Below are 17168 nucleotides of genomic sequence, written 5' to 3' on the forward strand. Positions count from 1 at the left end.
GGCAGCCGACAGGGGCCCCGCACGGCGTGCGAGCATGGGCAGATGAGCATTCTCCGCAGGAACAACGTCCGCGTGACAGGCGCCGCCACCGGACGTCCCGTCGTCCTCGTGCACGGCTTCGGCTGTGACCAGAACATGTGGCGCCTGGTTGAGCCGCTCCTCGCCGACGAGCACCCCCTGGTGCTCTTCGACTACGTCGGCGCCGGCCGCTCGGACCTGTCCGCCTGGCGGGAGGACCGCTACTCCTCCCTCGACGGCTACGCCCGTGACCTGGTGGAGGTCTGTGAGGAACTGGACCTGCGCGACGCCGTGGTCGTCGGCCACTCGGTGAGCGCGATGACCGGCGTGCTGGCCGCGGCCGCCGCCCCGGACCGCATCGGCTCCCTGGTCATGGTGTGCCCCTCGCCCCGTTACATCGACGAGGACGACTACCGCGGCGGCTTCACGGCCGAGGACATCGACGAACTCCTGGAGTCGCTCGAGTCCAACTACCTCGGCTGGTCCGCGACCATGGCCCCGGTCATCATGGGAAACCCGGACCGTCCCGAGCTCGGTCAGGAGCTGACCAACAGCTTCTGCGCCACCGACCCGGACATCGCCCGGGTGTTCGCCCGCACCACGTTCCTCTCGGACAGCCGCAAGGACCTCGAGACCGTGACCGCCCCCACCCTGATCCTGGAGTGCGAGCAGGACGTCATCGCGCCCCGTGAGGTCGGCGCGTACGTCCACGCCGCGATACCCGGCAGCGACCTGGTCACCCTGGACGCCACCGGTCACTGCCCGCAGCTCAGCGCCCCCGAGGCCACCGCCGGGGCGATCCGCGCGTTCCTGTCCGCCGGAGCTCGGTGAACCGCGCCGCCGGCGGGCCGGACGAGCCCGGCGCGGGAGCGCCTGGCACGAGCGCTGCGTTCAGCGCGCTGCTGGAGGACTCGGCTGAGGACCTGTACGAGTCGGCGCCGTGCGGCTACCTGTCCACCCTCATGGACGGCACCGTCGCCAAGATCAACGCCACCCTGCTGGGGTGGCTCGGTCTGCGCCGTGAGGACGTGGTCGGCCGCAAGCGCTTCAGCGACCTGCTCACCGTCGGCGGCAAGCTGTACCACGAGACGCACTTCGCCCCGCTGCTCCGTATGCAAGGACACCTCGGCGGCATCGCGTTGGAGATGCGGGCGGCCTCCGGCAAGCGGCTGCCGGTCCTGGTCACCTCCACCCTCAAGCGGAGCGGCGACGGCGAACCGCTGCTGGTCCGCACGACCGTCTTCGACGCCACCGACCGGCGCGCCTACGAGAAGGAACTGCTGCGGGCCCGCCGGGCTGCCGACGAGGCCCGTGCGCAGGCCGAGGCCGACCGCGCGCAGCTGCGTGAGGCGCTGGCGGTGCTCCAGCGCAGCCTGCTGCCCGCGACCCTGCCGGACCTCCCCGGGGTGGAGGTCGCCGGTTACTACCACACGGCCTCCCCGATGGAGCTGGGCGGCGACTTCTACGACCTGTTCGCGCTGGACGACACCCGGACCGCCTTCTTCCTCGGCGACGTCTGCGGCAAGGGCCCGCAGGCCGCGGCGCTGACCTCGCTCACCCGCTACACCCTGCGCGCCGCCATGATCCAGGACGCCGACCCGGTCGCCGACCTGCGCCTCCTCAACCGGGCCCTCATGGAGCGCTACACCGGCGACGATCCGCGCTACTGCACCGCCGTGGCCGGCGTGTTCGAACGAGCGGGGGACACGCTGCGGGTGCGGCTGGCCTCCGGCGGCCACCCGCCCGCGCTGGTCCTGCGCGCGGACGGCCGCGCCGAGTACCTGAGCACCAAGGGCGGCATGCTGGTCGGCGTCCTGCCGACGGCGCAGTTCGTCGAGGTGAGCACCGTCCTGCACCCCGGCGACACGCTGCTGCTGTACACCGACGGCCTCACCGAGGCCCGGGTCGGTCCCGACCGGGAGCTCTACGGCTACGAGGCGCTGCTGTCGTTCGCCGCCGCCCGCGCCCCCGCGGGCAGCCACCGTCTGATCGAGACCTTCACCGGTCTGCTGCGCGACTTCGGCGAGGGGCTGGACGACGACACCGCCCTGCTCGCCATCGGCGTGCCCGCCACCCCCTGACCCCTGACGCAGTCCCACGGAACGAACGAAGTGACCCCGCCATGAAGCCCCTGACGATCGTCTCGTCGCGCACGTCCACCGGATCCCTGCTGGAGGTCGCGGGCGACCTCGACCACAGCAACGCGCAGCAGCTGCGCGGGGCCGCCGTGGGCGCCTTCCTCTCCGCCGGGCTGCTGCTCGTGGTGGACCTGGGCGCGCTGGGCTTCTGCGACTCCAGCGGCATCACCGCGTTGATCGCCGTCCGCAACCACGCGGTCGCGGCGGGCGCCGCGGTCATCCTCGTGGCCGTGCCGGAGACCCTGCGGCGTCTGCTGCACATGACCGGCCTGGACCAGGTCTTCGACATCCGCGACACCTTCAGCCTCCGGACGACCTGACCCCGGGACCACGCCCCCTCGTCGAGGGGCTCCCCCGTGGATCCGGGCCCGCCCCGCTCCCTGACCCCGCCCCGTGCGGGCCGCCCGCCCCGGCCTGCGGCCGGCCCCCGGTCCGTCGTAGCCGTACGCCCCGCGGCGCGGTCGGTCGTGGCCGTGTGTCCGTGGCTCCTGGCCCCTCGCGTCCGCGCGTCCGCGCTGCCGTCCGTCGGCCGTCCCCGGGGCCCCCGGCGGAGCCGGGGGCCCCGGGCACATACCCGTGGCGACGTCCCGCTCCCGATCGCCGGACCGGCCCCCGTTTCCGCTCCCTCGCGGCCGTCCGCCCGTGGGTTCCGGGTCCGCCGGCACCTCAGGCTCCCGTCCGTGCGCCGCGCGCCGCGCGCCGTGCGCCGTGCGCCGTGCGCCGCGCGCCGCTCTCCGGCCGGCCGAGAGCGTGGTTCGGGAGGCCGGGCCGGAGAGGTTGACTCGCCCCTCGTACCCCCGCCCGTCAGGGCCGCGTGCCCGCGTGGGCGATCCGCTGACGAGGGCTGTTCGATTGCGACTGGGCCATCCGGGGCACCCGGGGTGTGCCGAATGCGCCGCCGGTGGCCCGAGGGCCGTCGCGGGGCCGGCACAGGACTACGGGCAAGGGGAACCGGCGGTGACGGTGCGTATCGGAGCAGAGGAAGAATTCCACGTCCTGGACGCGGAGAGCGGGCGACTCGTACCACGGGCCGGTGCCCTGTTGGAAAGACTCGGCGACACCGGCTTCAGCAGCGAGCTGCAGCAGTCCGCGGTGGAGAGCAACAGCCAGGTCCATGACACCCTCGACGGGCTCTACGCGGACCTGACCGGCACCCGGCGCCGTCTGGCCGCCGCGGCCTCCGCGCAAGGACTGGCCGTCGTGGCCGCGGGCACCGTGCCGCTCGCCCGGGTGACCCCGCGCGACGTCACCGCGGTACCCCGCTTCCGGCGCATGGCGGACGAGTACCGGCGGGTCGCGGACGAACAGCTCATCTGCAGCGCCCAGGTGCACGCCGACGTACCCGACCGCGACACCGCGGTCCGCGCCATGTGCCTGGTGTCGCCCTGGCTGCCGCCGCTGCTCGCGCTGTCCGCCAGCTCGCCGTACTGGCTGGGCTCCGACACCGGCTACGCCTCCTGGCGCACCATGCTCTGGCAGCGCTGGCCCACCGCGGGCCCGGCCGGCTGCTACCGGGACGCCGCCGAGTACGACGCGGCCGTCGCCGAACTGATCGGCTCGGGCGTCATCAGCGACGCCGGCATGCTCTACCAGGACGTACGCCCCTCGGCCCACCAGGGCACGCTGGAGCTGCGCATCTGTGACGCCTGCCCGCGAGCCGAGACCGTCGTGCTGATCGCCGGCCTGTTCCGGGCGTTGGTGCGCGACGCCTGCCACCGCCTGGAACGCGGCGCCGACCCCCGCTGCGACGGACACCACGAGTGGCTGCGCGCCGCCGGCTGGCGCGCCGCTCGCTCCGGTCTTGAAGGCCCGCTCGTCGACCCCTGGACCCGCCGCGCCGCCCCGGCCCAGCTGGTGCTGCGCCGCATGCTGCACCGGCTGCGCCCGGCGCTGGAGGCGTCCGGCGACTTCGACACCGTGCGGGACCTCCTCGACGAGGCGCTCGCCGCGGGCAGCGCCGCCGACCGGTTCCGCCGCGCCGTCCGCGACGAGGACCTGCTCGCCGGCATCACCATGCTGGCGGCCGAGACCCGGGGCGGACGCGCGCCGTCCCGCACCGGCACCCGCCGCCCGCGCCCCGCGGTCACCACCCGGCGCGCGAACGGCCGGCCCCACGCCCCCCTGCATCCGGTCGCCACCCCGGGCACGCCGGGCTGATCCGACCGGACCGGCCCGTGCCGCGAACCACCGCCCACGGGCCTCCCCCCGTTTCCGATCCGAGGAGAGTGTGCACATCCCCATGTCCAGCACGACGCACGCCGTCACAGGCCAGGACACCGTCACAGGTCAGAACACCGTCACAGGTCAGGGCACCGCCCCGAGGGACCGGGAGCCGAGGGAAGGGAGGGACCACTGATGTGCGGCCTCAGCGGGGAGATCCGGCTCGACGGCGGACGGCCCGACATCGCGGCGGTGGAACGCATGACGGACCGCCTCGCCCCACGCGGCCCCGACGGGCGCGGCCTGTGGTCCCAGGGCCCGGTGGCCCTCGGACACCGCAGGCTGAAGATCATCGATCTGTCGGACCACGGCGCCCAGCCCATGGCGGACCCGCGGGCCCGTCTGACCGGCGTCTTCAACGGCTGCGTCTACAACTACCGCGAGCTGCGCGACGAGCTGCACGCCCTCGGCCACCGCTTCTTCTCGGAGTCCGACACCGAGGTGGTGCTCAAGGCGTACCTGGAGTGGGGCACCGACTGCGTCGACCGCTTCCACGGCATGTTCGCCTTCGTCATCGTCGAGCAGGACACGGGGCGCGTGGTGCTGGCCCGTGACCGGCTCGGCATCAAGCCGCTCTACGTCTCCGAGACCACGGAGCGCCTGCGGTTCGCCTCCTCGCTGCCCGCGCTGCTCGCCGGCGGCGACGTCGACACCTCGCTGGACCCCGTGGCCCTGCACCAGTACCTCAGCTGGCACGCCACCGTCGCCGCGCCGCGCACCGTCCTGAACGGCATCCGCAAGCTGCCCCCGGCGACCGTGCGCGTCGTCGAGCCCGACGGCACCCGGCGCGACCGCCGCTACTGGCACCCCGTGCACACCCGCCGCCCCGCGTACGCGGACCTCACCGCCGACGACTGGACCGACGCGGTCCTGGACGCCCTGCGCACCGCCGTGCGCCGCCGCATGGTGGCCGACGTGCCGGTGGGCGTGCTGCTCTCCGGCGGCCTGGACTCCAGCCTGATCGTGGCCCTGCTGGCCGGCGAGGGGCAGCAGGACCTGGCGACCTTCAGCGTCGGCTTCGAGTCCGAGGGCGACGAGGAGGGCGACGAGTTCCACTACTCCGACCTCGTGGCCCGGCACTTCGACACCCGCCACCACCAGCTGATGGTCCCCTCCGACCGGGTGGCCGGCGCCCTCGACGGAGCAGTCCGCGCCATGAGCGAACCGATGATGAGCCACGACGTGGTCGCCTTCCACCTGCTGTCCGAGCAGGTCGCCAAGGAGGTCAAGGTCGTGCAGAGCGGCCAGGGCGCCGACGAGGTGTTCGCCGGCTACGACTGGTACCCGAAGATGGCGGGCGTGCCGCGCGAGCGGGCCGCCGAGGCCTACATCGACGCCTACACCGACCGCTCGCACGCCGACATGGCGGCCGTGCTGCGCCCCGAGCTGCTGCCGGACCACGACACCTCGGCGGAGTTCGTCCGCGAGCACATGGCGCGGCACGGAGCCGACACCGCCCTCGACGCCCAGCTCCGCCTCGACACCCTGGTGATGATGGTCGACGACCCGGTCAAGCGGGTCGACAACATGACCATGGACTGGGGCCTGGAGGCCCGGGTGCCGTTCCTCGACCACGAACTGGTCGAGCTGGCCGCCGCCTGCCCGCCCGAGCTGAAGCTCGCGGACGGCGGCAAGGGCGTCCTGAAGGCCGCCGGCCGCCGGGTGCTGCCGCGCGAGGTCGTCGACCGGCCCAAGGGCTACTTCCCCGTCCCGGCGATCCGCCACATGGCAGGCCCCGTCCTGCAGCGGGTCCGCGACACCCTGAACGCGCCCGAGGCCCGCGCCCGCGGGGTGTTCCGCGAGGAGTACGTCGCCGAGCTGCTGGCCGCGCCCGACGCGCACCGCACCCGGCGGGGCGCCAACACCCTGTGGCAGGTCGCGCTGCTGGAGACATGGCTGCAGACGCACGGGATCCGATGACGGCCACCGACCTCCCCAGGGGCCCGCTGTACGCCCCCGAGCCCGCCGCGCTGGCGGACACCTCGACGCCGTACGACGTGCCGCCCCCGGCCGTGCACGGCTGCTGGTACCCCTCGGCCGATCCGAGCGGCCGTAACGTCGCCTTCGTCTGCGACCGGGCCGGGGTGCCGCAGCTGTGGGCCGGCCCGGTGGACGGCGCGCAGGTACGGCTGCTCGACGGCGACCCGCACCCGGTCACCGAAGTGTCCTGGTCCCCGGACGGACGGTGGATCGCCTACACCTCGGCGCCGGGCGGCGGCGAACTCACCCGGGTGCTGTGCGTACGCCCCGACGGAAGCGGGCGGCACCTGCTGGCCGGCGGAGAGTCGGGCACCTCCGCGCGGCTCGGCTGCTGGCAGCACGACGGCTCCGCGATCGCGGTCACCGTCACCGAGTCCGCCCCGCCCGGCCAGGCGTACGCCGACCGCCACCACGCGGACGCGCCCGGACCGCCGGGCACCGAGCACGCCCCGCGCTGGGCGGGCCGGGACGGCCGGGCGGTCCTGCTGAACCCGGCGGGCGGCCGGCGGTGGCCCGGCACCCGGAGTACACGCCGGGACTCCGGCACCGAGCGGCGGACGCTGTCCGCCTACCTGGTCGACCCGGAGGGCACGGCCGCGCCCGTCCTGCTGTTCAGCGAACGCGGCGCGGCCAACCAGCGGGTGTGCGACCTCAGCCACGACGGCCGACTCGCCCTGGTCTACCGGGGCCCCCGCGGGCGCCGTGAGGCGCTGGTCGTACGCACCACGGACTCCTCCGTGACCTGCGCCTTCCCGGTCGCCGACGGCGACCCCTGGGTCGGCGGCTTCTCCCCGGACGCCGGCACGGTCTGGCTGCGCAGCGACGCCGGGCGCGAGTACGCCGCCCTGCTCGCCGCGCGCCTCGACGCGCGCGGACAACTGCGTACGACCACGGTGGTCGCGGAACGGCCCGACTGCGGCCTGGAACTCCTCGCCCTGGGACGGGACGGCAGGCGCGCGGTGCTCGCCTGGAACCGGCACGGGGTGAGCGAGCTGGAGCTCGTCAGGCTGAACGCGGCACGTCGCACCGGCCCGGGCGACGAGACGCCCCCGACGGCCGGGGCGGCGCGCCGCGTCGACCTGCCCCACGAGGTGGTCACCCGGATCGCCCCCACCGCCGACGCCGACGCGCCCGTGGTCGCGCTGTCCGGGTCCCGCCGCCACCCCGGCGTGTGGTGGCTGCCGCACGGCGCCCCCCTGCGCACCCCCTGGTCCTCCCGCGACGAGGACGCCTTCCCTCCGGGCCTGACGCCCGTACGGCCCACGCCCGTGCGCCCGGTGGCCCGCGACGGCCTCGCCCTCGGCGGCTGGTACTACCGCGCCCCCGGCCGCTCGCCCGGCGAGGCGGCGCCCTGCGTGCTGCACCTGCACGGCGGGCCCGAGGAGCAGGAACGCCCGGTGCTCGACCCGCTCTACCTGGAACTGCTGGGCCGGGGCCTCGACGTGTTCGCGCCCGACGTCCGCGGCTCGTCCGGGCACGGCCGGAGTTTCGTCGACGCCGACCTCGGGACCGGACGCTTCGACGCCATCAACGACGTCGCGGACTGCGCGGCGCACGTCATGGTGCGGGGCCTCGCCGACCCCCGGCGGATGGCCGTGATGGGCCGCTCCTACGGCGGCTATCTGACGATGGCCGCCCTGGTGTGGCACCCCGGCCTGTTCCGCACCGGGGTGGCGGTCTGCGGCATGTCCGACCTGAACACGTTCTTCGAGGGGACCGAGCCCTGGATCGCGCAGTCCGCCGCGCACAAGTACGGGCATCCGGAACACGACCGGGAGCTGCTGCGCTCCCTGTCGCCGATGAGCCGCGTCGACGCCCTGCGGGCCCCGGTCCTCGCCGTGCACGGGGAGTACGACACCAACGTGCCGCCCGGCGAGTCCGAGCAGTTCGTACGGGCCGCGCGGGAGCGCGGACTGGAGGCGGAACTGCTGCTGCTGCGTGACGAGGGCCACGACTTCCGCCGCGCCGACAACCGCCGGCTCTTCCGCCGGACGGCGGGTGACTGGCTGGAAGGACACCTGGCGGGATGACCTGTCGGCGGCACCTGTCACACTTCATGGGCGTGCGGGGGAGCGATGCGGGTAGTCGCGCGGTGTGATCGGTGAGTAAAGGCGGACCGGATGGAACCAGTTCCTGTCGACGAGGGGGAGATGGTGTCAGGCACACCCCGGCTGAGGGCCTCCTACGCCCTGGACGCCGAGGGCGCCTGGATAGCTCAGGCACGCCACCTCGCGGCCGAGTTCCTCACCCGGGCGCGGGTGGAGGACGGACTGCCGGTGTCGGAGCGTGTGGTGGAGATCACCCAGCTCGTCGTCAGTGAGCTGGTCACCAACGCCCGCAAGTACGCCCCGGGCCCCGTCGGCCTGGATCTGCGCGTCTTCAGCGACGTCGTCGAGGTGGTCGTCCGTGACGGCAACCCGGACGCGCCGCGGCCCCGGGACGCCGATCCCGGGCGGGTGGGGCAGCACGGCCTGGAGATCGTCATGGCCGTCACCCAGTCCCTCGACATCCGCCAGGAGGCCGAGGGCAAGAGCATCACCGCCCGTATCTCCCTCTCCGCCTGAACCGCACCCGGCGCGGGTGCGGTCCCGTGGCGGCAGCGCCCGGCCGTCAGACCCGTGGCCGTTCCCCTTCCGGCACCCGCCGCAGATGGATCAGAGCACTCGACCAGTCGCCGCCCGGCAGCTCCGGGTCCAGGCCGTACTCCGTGAGCACCGTGGAGTGGTGGACGGCGCCCGTCTCCGTGTCCCGGTAGCGCAGGCCCGGCGGCAGGCCGCGCAGCCGGAGCGGCACCCGCGGGGTGCCGTGCCGCGGGCTGCCGCGGAAGGCGAGCACCACCGCCTCGTCGCCGTCCGCCGCCACGTACTGGACGGCCGACGGGCCGTCGCCGTACGGGGCGCCGATCCGGTATTGGTCGCCGTGCTGCACCAGGTGCCGGATCTCCTTGTACCGGGCCACCAGCGCGGCGCCCTCGGTGAGCTCCGCCTCGCTCCAGCGGGTGAGATCGCCGCCGACACCCAGGAGCCCGGCCATCGCCACGTGGAAGCGGAAGCGCAGCGGCACGGTCAGTCCGGTGAGCTGGTTGGGCACGTCGGTCACCCAGGCGGACATCACCCGCGCCGGATAGATCTGGCTGAACCCCCGCTGGATCGCCAGCCGGTCCACGGCGTCGGTGTTGTCGGAGGTCCACGCCTGGTCGGTACGGGCGAGGATGCCCAGGTCGACCCGGCCGCCGCCCCCGCTGCACGTCTCGATCCGCAGGTCCGGGTGCGCCTGCCGGAGCCGGTCGAGTACGCCGTAGAGGTTCCGCACGTACCGCGTCCACAGCCGGTCGTTGCCGTCGTCCGGGCCGGACCAGCCGGACTCGCCGAACGCGCGGTTCATGTCCCACTTGAGGAAGTCCACGCGGTGCTCGGCGACCAGCCGGGTGAGCCAGTCGAAGGCCCAGTCGGCCACGTCCCGCCGGGCGAGGTTCAGCACCAGTTGGTTGCGCATCTCGGTGCGCGGGCGGCCCGGCAGGTGCAGCACCCAGTCGGGGTGCGCCCGGTACAGGTCGCTGTCCGGGTTGACCATCTCCGGCTCCACCCAGACTCCGAACCGCATGCCCAGCCGGTGCACGGCGTCGGACAGCGGGCCGAGGCCCTCGGGGAACCGGTCGGGGGACGGCGTCCAGTCGCCGAGGCCCGCCCGGTCGCTGCGGCGGGCGCCGAACCAGCCGTCGTCCACCACGTACAGCTCGACGCCCAGCCGGGCGGCCCGCTCGGCCAGTGCCAGCTGGCTCGCCTCGTCGACGTCGAAGCCGGTCGCCTCCCAGGAGTTGTAGAGCACCGGCGCCGTCTCCTCGGAGTGCCGCAGCACATGGCCGCGGACGTAACCGTGCCAGGCCCGGCTCGCCGCGCCGAAACCGCCGTCGGTGAACAGGCCGGCCAGCACCGGCGTGCGGAACTCCTCGCCCGGGCCGAGCGGCACGCAGGTCCCCTCGTGGCCCACGCCCCCGGTCAGACCCGCCCGGCCGTCCGGCGCCCGCTGCACGGTGATCCGCCAACTGCCGCTCCACGCCAGGGCGGTGCTCCAGACCCGGCCGCTCTCCTCGGTGGCGGTGCCGTCGTCGAGCATGGTCCAGGGGTTCGCGTGGTGGCTGGTGATGCCGCGCCGGCTGGTCAGCACCGTCTCCCCGTGGGGCAGGGGCTCGCGGCGCAGCTGGGTCTCCGCCGACCACTGCCCGGTGACATGGCTCAGCCGGTAGTCGGGCAGCGGCGGCAGGGTCCACGCCGCGGAGTCGGCGCGCAGCAGCTGCGCGCTCCGGTCCCCGTCGTTGCGCAGCACGGTCCAGCGCTCGATCACGTCGGTGTCGGCGCGGACCCGGTAGTGCAGGGCGACCGACAGGGGGAACACCCGGTCGCGGAAGTCCAGGACCAGCTCGGCGCAGCCGGGGGCCGGCCCCTCCACCCGGTGTCCCGTGGCCTGCCACTCGAAGGCGCGGGAGCCGTCGGCGTGCCGTACCTGGAGCGAGGGCGGTCCGTAGCGGGTGCCGCTGTCCACCGGCAGTTCCTCACCCACGGCCGGACGGCCCTCGAAGCTGTTCGCCGGTTCCCCGGCGGGCACCGCGAGCGCGTCCGCCTCCTGGAGGGTGAGCCGTGGTCCCCACGCCACGTGCCAGGGCGCACCGGTCTCGTCGATCCGCAGGGCGTACGACGTGTGCGGGGTGGTCAGCAGCCAGACCCCGGTGTCGGGGGAGCGGGTGATGAGCGGCATGGGGCCTCACGATCGGCGTCGGGGGTTTGCACCGCAAACCCAAACGCGGCCTTCGATCACGTGTCAAGGGCGGATACTTCCTTGTGTTTGCAAGGCAGTGTCGCGCGCTCTTTTGCCTTCGAAAGAAAGAAGGCCGCTTTCGTTGACAACGGAAATTAAGGGTCGTAGGTTCCCGGCCATGCAGCCGACCTTCCCCGCCGAGACGTTTCCGGCGCACACCCCGGCGGCCTCCCAGGTCTTCACCACCGTCCTGGCGTACGGCCCTCTCACCCGGCTCGACGTGGCCCGGCGGGCCGGCCTGTCCCCGGCCGCGGTCACCAAGGCGGTACGCCCCCTGATCGAGGCGGGCTACCTGGTGGAGGACGCCGGCGTGGAGGCCCGCCCGGCCCTCGGCCGCCCGGCCACCCCGGTCCGGGTCGACGGGGGACGGGCCCTGTTCACCGGGCTGAAGGTGACCGGCGACGAGATCATCGGTGTGCTCACCGACCTGTGCTGCCGCATCCTCGTCGCCCGGCGCGTCCCCCTGGCCGGCCGTGCCCCTCGGGACGTCCTGGCGGTCGCGGTGGACCTGGTGGACGAGCTGCGTACCGAGGCCGACGGGTTCGGCGTGCCGGTCCTGGGCCTCGGCATCGCCCTCGCCGGGGACGTGGACCGCGCCGAGGGCACGGTGCGCTACTCGCCCTTCCTGGACTGGCACGACGTATCGCTCGCCGGGCCGGCCGGGGCGGCGAGCGGGCTCCCGGTCACCGTCGACAACGACGTCCGCGCCCTGACGGTGGCCGAGCAGTGGTTCGGCGACGGCGTGGGCCTTTCCGACTTCGCCGTCGTCACCGTGGGCGCCGGCATCGGCTGCGGCCTCGTCGTGCACGGCCGGGTCGTCTCCGGCGCGCACGGCGTCGCGGGGGAGATCGGCCATGTCCCCGTCGACCCCGACGGTCCGCCCTGCCACTGCGGCAACCGCGGATGCCTGGAGGCCGTCGCGTCCGACGCGGCGATCCTCGCCCGGGTCCGCGAGGTCACCGGGTCCGACGTCGCCGGCACCGCGGAGGCCGTCGCCCTGGCCCACGGGGGCGACGAGGGCGCCCGCGCCGTCTACGCGCGGGCCGGGGAGGCCATCGGCCGCGGGATCGCCACCGTGGTCAACCTGCTCGGCCCCCAGCGCGTGATCATCTCCGGCGAGGGACTGGCCGCGTACGACCTGTACGCCGGGCAGATCCGCGACGGCTTCGCTGCCGCCGCCTTCGGCTCCGCCGCCCGCTGCGAGATCCGCACCCGCCCGCTGCCGTTCGAGGAGTGGGCCCGCGGGGCCGCCGCCACCGCCATCCAGTCCTTCGTCGGCCGCTGACGCCCCTGCCCGCCAAGTACCGGGAGGTGAACGGCGGATGAAGGCATGCGGCAGGCCGTGCCCTGCCGGGCGCCCGGCGCTACTCTCGTCACGGGTAACGAGGACAACGGATCGCGCACGCCGACTCGCGAGGATCTCCCCGTCGACGAGAAGGGTGCCGTCGAGTTCAGGGAGGCGGAACTGCTCACCACGACGCTCACCCCCCGAAGACTCCGCCCGGCGGGGATCCGCCTGCGCGGACTGTCCGTCCTGGCCCTGCTCGCCGCGCTCCTGGGCCCCGTCCCCTCGCAGGCCCGCGCGGCGGAACCCCGGCACGACGTGGTCACCTGGACCGCGAGCGCCTTCCGGCTGGGCACGGGCGTGCCCGACCGCGCCTACCGGCTCGTGGTGCACACCAGCGTGGGCGGCGACCGGGCCCGGTTACGGCTGACCAACGCCTTCGGCGACCGGCCGCTGACCTTCGACAGCGTGTACGCCGGCGTCCGGCGGCAGGGCGCCGAACTGGTCCCCGGCAGCAACCGCCGGCTCACCTTCGACGGCCGGCCCACCGTGACGATCCCGCCCGGTGAGGTGGTCCTGAGCGACCCGCTGCCCGGCCGGGTGCGCGCCCGCACCGACCTGGTCGTCAGCCTGCACAGCCCGGACGCGGCGGGCCCCGCCACCGGACACCGCCTCGCCATGCAGACCTCGTACCTCACCCAGGGCGACCACACCGCGGACGAGAGCGCCGACGCGTGGACCACGACGACCACCTCATGGTTCTACCTGGACGCCGTCACCGTCCGCACCTCCGCCCGCACCGGAGCGGTGGTCGCCCTGGGCGACTCCATCACCGACGGCTGGGAGTCCACCACGGACCTCAACCGCCGCTGGCCCGACCAGCTCGCCGACCGCCTCCGGCGGTCGCCCCGCACCACGGTCCGGGGCGTGGCCAACGCCGGCATCTCCGCCAACAAGGTGCTCGCCGACGGCGGCGCGCCGAGCGCCCTGAACCGCCTCGACCGCGACGTCCTGTCCCACCCCGGCGTGCGCACGGTGCTCGTGTTCGAGGGGGTGAACGACATCAAGGCCCCCACGGGCGTCACGGCCGCGGACCTGATCGACGGCTACCGGGAGATCGTCGACCGCGTCCACGCGGCCGGCCACTGCGTCGTCGGTGCCACGATCGCCCCCTACAAGGGCTGGCCGGAGTGGAACGCGAAGGCCGAGGCGGTCCGCCAGGACGTCAACGCGTTCATCCGCACCGGCGGCGCTTTCGACGCCGTGGCCGACTTCGACCGCGCGGTGCGCGACCCCGACGACCCCGAGCGCGTCCGGCCCGCCTACGACAACGGCGACCACCTGCACTTCACCGACGAGGGCATGCGGGCGATGGCCTACGCCGTCGATCCCGAGGACCTGGAGTGCGCCCGGGACGGACGCCCGTGACGCCGTGCGGCTCCCCGCGGGCCGACGGCACGCCCCGGTGTCCGGCCCGGGCGGCGCGGCCGGAACAATGCAGGTCCCGGCGCGGTTCTCACTGAGGAACGCCGCAGCACACCTGGGAGAAGGGCGACACCATGACAAGGACCGAGGAGAGGGCGCTGCTCGCGGGCGGCTGCTTCTGGGGCATGCAGGAGCTGATCCGCACGCTGCCGGGCGTGCTGAGCACCCGGGTGGGGTACAGCGGCGGTGACGTGCCCAACGCGACCTACCGCGACCACGGCACCCACGCGGAGTCGATCGAGATCACCTACGACCCCGCCGAGACCGACTACCGGGCGATCCTGGAGTACTTCTTCCAGATCCACGACCCGACCACGAAGAACCGGCAGGGCAACGACATCGGCATGAGCTACCGCTCTGCGATCTTCTACTTCGACGACGAGCAGAAGCGCGTCGCCGAGGACACGATCGCCGACGTCGAGGCGTCCGGACTGTGGCCGGGCAAGGTGGTGACCGAGGTCGTCCCGGCCGGCCCCTTCTGGGAGGCCGAGCCGGAGCACCAGGACTACCTGCAGCGCTACCCGGAGGGCTACACCTGCCACTTCCCGCGCCCCAACTGGCGCCTGCCGAAGCGCGCGGCGTCCTGACCTGACAGGCGTTCGCGGCAGCGGAACACGGGGGCGCGCCCGCCCGGCGGGCGCGCCCCCGCTGTCATGCCCGGGCGGTCGGCGCCGTCACGGGCCGGTCACCACGCGCTCGATCAGCTCCTGGAGGTACAGCCCCCGTCCCGCGTCGGGCGCGGACCCGACGCCGGTGCGCACCGCGGTCCCGAACTCCCGGCGCGGCACCGGCCGGCACTCCTCGTCGTCGATCTCCGCGGTGTCGTGGCGCGGGCCCAGGGGCCGGCGCCGACCAGCCCGACCTCGACGGGCCGGTGGGTCCAGGGGGAGGTGCTCACGGTGTTCCTGACTGCGCGGTGGCGAGGATGCCGGCGAGGCGGGCGTCCGCACGCGCGGGGGAGTAGAGGTGCTCGACGACCGTGCTCGCGGCCCCGATGAGGCCGGCGCGGTCTCCGAGGCGTGAGGTGACGATCTGCAGGTTGGCGGTCGTGCGGGGCATGGCCCGCTGGTAGAGCAGTTCGCGCACACCGGTCATGAACGGCACTCCGGACAGGTCCCCGGCCAGCATCAGCACACCGGGGTTGAGGAGGGTGACGACGGTGACGAGGACCTCGCCGACCCGGCGGCCCGCCTCCCGGGCGAGGCGGATGGCGTCGGGGTCGCCCTCGGCGAGAAGCCGCTTGACGTCCGCGGCCGTGGCGTCGGCCCCGGGCAGCTCCCTGGCCAGGGCCCGGCCGCTGGCGACGGCGGCCAGACAGCCGTACGAGCCGCACATGCACAGCGCGTCGGCCCGGTCGTGCACCCGGATGTGCCCGATGTCGCCGGCGCCGCCGTCGATGCCCCGGTAGACGCTGCCGTCGACCACCACTCCGGCGCCGATGCCGGTGGAGACCTTCACCAGCACGAACGCGCCGCAGTCCCGGTGGTTGGCCTGCTGCTCGGCCACCGCCATGAAGTTGGCGTCGTTGTCCACCAGGACCGGCACCGGCCCGTTCTCCAGGCTCCCGCCCACGTGACGGGCGTACGCCTCCTGCAGGCGCTCGCGGATCGGATAGCGGTCCCAGCCGGGCATGATGGGCGGCTCGATCACCTGCCCGATCTCCCAGTCGACCGGGCCGGGCACCGACAGGCCGATCCCGCAGACCCGGGACGCCTCGGTGCCCGCCGCGGCGATCAGCTCGGGGAACCAGCCGGACACGTGGTCCAGGACGTGGTCGGGCCCCTCGGTGATGTCCAGCGGACCGGTGTGCTCGGCGAGGATCGTGCCCGCCAGGTCCAGGACCGCCGCCCGGGCGTGCCGGGTCTCCAGATCGACGGAGAGGACCGAGGCGTGCGCCGGGTCGAAGACGATCCGCTCCGACGGGCGGCCCCCGGTGGAGGCGCCCGTGGTGTGCCGCAGCCAGCCGGCCCGGTTCAGCAGGTCCAGGCGGTGTCCGACGGTGGAGCGGGACAGCCCCGTGGCGCGTTGCAGTGCGGCGCGGGTGTTGGCGCGGCCACCGCGGATCAGGTCCAGCAGTCCGCCCGCGCTGACCGGCTGCGGCGTCGTCACACGTTCCCCCATGGCGTCAGCTCTTGTCGGCGCCGCTGGTCCGGCCTTCGGTGAGCAGCCGTTCGGCGGCGAAGAACAGGAATACCACGGGGATCGTCAGCGCCACCGAACCGGCCGTCAGTACGGTCTTGGGCACCTCGTCGCCCACCTCCGGCAGGTCCCCTACGGCCGCCACTACGGCACCGTCGACGCCACCCCGCTGTTCCTGGTGCTGCTGCACGCCCACCGCGAGACGACCGGCGACCGCGCGACCGCCGTGCGCCTGGAGGAGCACGCCCGCCGGGCCGTCGACTGGATGCTCACCGACGGCGGACTCCAGAAGCACGGCTACCTGGTCCCCATGCCGGACCCGGGCGGCCTGGCCAACCAGAACGGGAAGGACTCCCCGGGCTCCGTCCGCTCCACCGACGGCACCCCCGCCCAGGGCCCCGTCACCGTGTCGGAGGTTGCTGTCGTACCACCGGGGCAGCGGCTGGCCGCACGACAACGCCCTGATCGCGCTCGGCCTCGCGCGGTACGGCCTCGGCGACGAGGTGCGCGCCCTCGCCGGCGGACTCGCCGCGGCCGCGGCCCGCTGCGGCTGCCGGCTGCCCGAGGTGCTCGCCGGGTACGACCGCGCGGACCGCCCGTCCCCGGTGCCGTACCCGCACTCGTGCTCGCCGCAGGCCTGGGCCGCCGCGACCCCGGCGGCCCTGCGCACCGCCCTCGGGCAGGTGTAGCGCGGGCCGCCCGGGACGGGGTCAGCCGAACTGGCCGGGCTGGTAGTCGCCGGCGGGCTGCTGGTTGATGACGTTGACGCGGTTGTAGGCGTTGATGATCGCGATCAGCGAGATCAGCGCGGCGAGCTGCTCCTCGTCGTAGTGCTTGGCGGCGTCGGCCCACACCTCGTCGCTCACTCCGCCGGCGGCGTCCGCGATGCGGGTGCCCTCCTCGGNGAGTGCGAGNGCGGCGCGCTCGGCGTCGGTGAAGACCGTGGCCTCGCGCCAGGCGGCGACCAGGTTGAGGCGCTGCTGGGTCTCGCCCGCGGCGGTGGCGTCCTTGGTGTGCATGTCGGTGCAGAAGCCGCAGCCGTTGATCTGGCTGGCGCGGATCTTCACCAATTCCTGGGTGGCGTGCGG

13 protein-coding genes and 2 pseudogenes are annotated in these 17168 nt (G+C 74.3%); 11 read left to right on the plus strand and 4 right to left on the minus strand.

Features of this window, described 5'->3' with window-relative positions:
* Positions 1–42 precede the first annotated feature (42 nt).
* The 7 genes from B100_RS0131215 (at position 43) to B100_RS0131250 (ending at position 8920) form a co-directional block, all read left to right on the plus strand.
* Positions 43–849, plus strand: a complete 807-nt coding sequence (locus B100_RS0131215) for an alpha/beta fold hydrolase (RefSeq protein ID WP_024888305.1) — start codon at positions 43–45, stop codon at positions 847–849.
* Complete coding sequence (locus B100_RS0131220) at positions 846–2099, plus strand: SpoIIE family protein phosphatase (RefSeq protein ID WP_024888306.1); 1254 nt, start codon at positions 846–848, stop codon at positions 2097–2099. The genes B100_RS0131215 and B100_RS0131220 overlap by 4 nt, the downstream gene beginning before the upstream one ends.
* A 41-nt stretch (positions 2100–2140) precedes the next feature.
* A complete protein-coding gene (locus B100_RS0131225) occupies positions 2141–2476 on the plus strand; it encodes an STAS domain-containing protein (RefSeq protein WP_024888307.1) in 336 nt (111 codons plus the stop codon).
* 637 nt (positions 2477–3113) lie between these two features.
* Positions 3114–4313, plus strand: a complete 1200-nt coding sequence (locus B100_RS0131230) for a glutamate--cysteine ligase (RefSeq protein ID WP_024888308.1) — start codon at positions 3114–3116, stop codon at positions 4311–4313.
* 198 nt (positions 4314–4511) lie between these two features.
* Entirely contained in the window at positions 4512–6296 is a 1785-nt protein-coding gene (locus tag B100_RS0131240) for an N-acetylglutaminylglutamine amidotransferase (protein WP_024888309.1), read from the plus strand.
* Positions 6269–8386 carry a prolyl oligopeptidase family serine peptidase gene (locus B100_RS0131245; RefSeq protein WP_486585745.1) on the plus strand — a complete coding sequence of 706 codons (2118 nt, stop codon included), beginning with the start codon at positions 6269–6271 and terminating at the stop codon, positions 8384–8386. Before B100_RS0131240 ends, B100_RS0131245 begins: the two co-directional genes overlap by 28 nt.
* 90 nt (positions 8387–8476) lie before the next feature.
* On the plus strand, positions 8477–8920 hold the full coding sequence (locus B100_RS0131250) for an ATP-binding protein (protein WP_024888311.1): 444 nt from the start codon (positions 8477–8479) through the stop codon (positions 8918–8920).
* Positions 8921–8966: 46 nt separating this feature from the next.
* On the opposite strand, the gene B100_RS0131255 is transcribed toward B100_RS0131250, so the two are convergent.
* A complete protein-coding gene (locus B100_RS0131255; protein WP_024888312.1) occupies positions 8967–11111 on the minus strand; it encodes an alpha-galactosidase in 2145 nt (714 codons plus the stop codon).
* 178 nt (positions 11112–11289) lie between these two features.
* On the opposite strand from B100_RS0131255, the gene B100_RS0131260 reads away from it, so the two are divergent.
* From B100_RS0131260 to msrA, 3 genes are all read left to right on the plus strand, one after another.
* Positions 11290–12456, plus strand: coding sequence for an ROK family transcriptional regulator (locus tag B100_RS0131260; protein WP_024888313.1), 1167 nt, complete (start codon positions 11290–11292; stop codon positions 12454–12456).
* Between the two features lie 318 nt (positions 12457–12774).
* The gene (locus B100_RS0131265) at positions 12775–13884 is read left to right on the plus strand and encodes an SGNH/GDSL hydrolase family protein (protein WP_078541281.1); all 1110 of its coding nucleotides are present in this window, start codon (positions 12775–12777) and stop codon (positions 13882–13884) included.
* Positions 13885–14015: 131 nt separating this feature from the next.
* Complete coding sequence (msrA, locus tag B100_RS0131270) at positions 14016–14528, plus strand: peptide-methionine (S)-S-oxide reductase MsrA (protein WP_024888315.1); 513 nt, start codon at positions 14016–14018, stop codon at positions 14526–14528.
* Between the two features lie 307 nt (positions 14529–14835).
* On the opposite strand, the gene B100_RS0131280 is transcribed toward msrA, so the two are convergent.
* Positions 14836–16062: an ROK family protein gene (locus B100_RS0131280; RefSeq protein WP_024888316.1), complete on the minus strand. Its 1227-nt coding sequence runs from the start codon at positions 16060–16062 to the stop codon at positions 14836–14838.
* Positions 16063–16066: 4 nt separating this feature from the next.
* A pseudogene (locus tag B100_RS36730) lies at positions 16067–16195 on the minus strand (carbohydrate ABC transporter permease); the annotation flags it as partial.
* Between B100_RS36730 and B100_RS36065 the strand changes: the two are divergent.
* Positions 16190–16769: pseudogene (locus tag B100_RS36065) on the plus strand (glucosidase family protein); the annotation flags it as partial. The pseudogenes B100_RS36730 and B100_RS36065 overlap by 6 nt on opposite strands.
* A gap of 21 nt (positions 16770–16790) precedes the next feature.
* On the opposite strand, the gene B100_RS0131295 reads toward B100_RS36065, so the two are convergent.
* On the minus strand, positions 16791–17168 hold a 378-nt coding region (locus B100_RS0131295), incomplete at its 5' end, for a carboxymuconolactone decarboxylase family protein (RefSeq protein WP_024888319.1).

Source organism: Streptomyces sp. CNH189, from assembly GCF_000527195.1.